The following is a 1931-nucleotide window of genomic DNA, read 5'->3' as shown; positions in this document are numbered from 1 at the left end:
GCCCTCAATGGTAGTCTTATTGGTCCTCTCGCAACACTAGCAGGCGAACCTGGTCAGGCCCGGAAGGGAGCAGCCACAGTTTGTGACGTGTGTGCCGAGATGTGGCTGGTAAGACTGCCACCCAAATTCCTCATTTGGGTGAATATTTATTAAATAATCCTACTCTAATTTATCTGCAGTTAAACATATGCTTTTTCAGAGTTTTTGGCTAATTTAGCTATATCCCAGCGATTTTCACTCACTAATTTGCTTTTTATTTACGTAAAATAAATAAAATAACTATTCATGGTTTGCAATTAAATATCTAGTTTTAGTAAATGCGACCTAAGTCTATATTGCGAACTTGCCTGTAATACTTAGAATAACGCCAAATTAAAAAGGGGCTCAGTAGTATGCAGTTAGAACGTATTCGCAATAGCAATCTGCACCAAAAAATAATGTCAGCAGATCAGGCTAGCCAATTTATTACAGATGGAATGACCGTTGGCATGAGTGGCTTTACTCGTGCAGGTGAAGCGAAAGCGGTGCCAAGAGCACTGATAGAGCGCGTTAAAAACAACCCAATGAAAATAAACTTAATGACCGGTGCGTCGTTAGGTAATGACCTAGACAAATTACTCACCGAAGCGGGTGTGTTAGCGCGTCGTATGCCTTTTCAGGTAGATAGCACGCTACGTAAAGCGATTAACGACGGCGAAGTCATGTTTATTGATCAGCATTTATCAGAAACTGTTGAGCAACTACGTAACCATCAATTAACCATGCCCGATGTGGCGGTGATTGAAGCGGTAGCCGTGACCGAAGAAGGCCACATTGTACCGACTACCTCAGTAGGAAACTCGGCCAGTTTTGCAATTTTTGCTAAACAAGTGATTATTGAAATTAATATGTTACACCAACCTGAGCTTGAAGGGTTGCACGACATTTATATTCCATCGTATCGCCCAACGCGTACCCCAGTACCGTTAGTGAAAGTAGATGACCGTATTGGTAGTACAGCAATTCCTATTGATCCGGCAAAAATTGTTGGCATTGTATTTACTAATCAAAGCGACTCGTTCTCAACCGTGACCGATCCGGATGAAGAAACCGCCGCCATTGCCAGTCACTTAGTGAACTTTTTTCAACAAGAAGTAGCACAGCAGCGAATGGCAGCTAATTTAGGACCGTTGCAAGCAGGCATAGGCAATATTGCTAACGCGGTAATGATGGGCTTGTTAGATTCTGACTTCGAAGATTTAACCATGTACTCGGAAGTACTACAAGATTCGACGTTTGACTTAATTGATGCGGGTAAACTTAAGTTTGCATCAGGCAGCTCGATTGTTTTATCTGAGCGTTGTAACGCAAAAGTGTTTAATAACTTAGCGCAATACAAAGATAAACTGGTATTACGCCCACAAGAAATTTCTAATCACCCAGAAATCGTTCGTCGTTTAGGTATTGTGGCTATTAATACCGCGCTTGAGTTTGATATATACGGCAACGTTAATTCAACCCACGTGTGTGGTACCCGCATGATGAATGGTATTGGTGGCTCGGGTGACTTTGCACGTAATGCCCATTTAGCAATTTTTGTGACTAAATCGATTGCTAAAAATGGTGATATTTCAAGTGTGGTCCCTATGGTTAGCCATGTGGATCATAACGAGCATGATGTTGATATTTTAGTGACTGAGCAAGGCTTAGCAGATTTACGCGGTTTAGCGCCGCGTGAGCGTGCTGTGCAGGTGATAAAGCATTGTGTGCACCCAGATTACCGAGATGCAATGCTAGATTACTATGAGCGCGCATGTCAGCGAGGTGGCCATACCCCTCATTTACTCGAAGAGGCGTTTAGCTGGCATATTCGCCTTGAAGAACAAGGCAGTATGAAAAAAGCGTAACACGCTCCTTACTACAAAAAACGCCCCACAGCTGGGGCGTTTTTT

At 42.9% G+C, this 1931-nt stretch carries 1 protein-coding gene and 1 other RNA gene; both read left to right on the top strand.

Translation table 11 applies throughout. The features are described from left to right. The first annotated feature begins 17 nt into the window (after positions 1 to 17). An RNA gene (gene ffs / locus ABYB02_RS16805) (signal recognition particle sRNA small type) lies at positions 18 to 114 on the top strand. A 278-nt stretch (positions 115 to 392) separates the two neighbouring features. Then, a complete protein-coding gene (locus tag ABYB02_RS16800) occupies positions 393 to 1886 on the top strand; it encodes an acetyl-CoA hydrolase/transferase family protein (RefSeq protein ID WP_372763508.1) in 1494 nt (497 codons plus the stop codon). Positions 1887 to 1931: the final 45 nt, after the last annotated feature.

Origin of the sequence: Pseudoalteromonas sp. (genome assembly GCF_041613455.1) — a bacterium.
In the GTDB taxonomy this organism is placed as follows: Bacteria; Pseudomonadota; Gammaproteobacteria; order Enterobacterales; family Alteromonadaceae; genus Pseudoalteromonas.
This window is presented reverse-complemented; position numbering and strand designations above follow the sequence as displayed.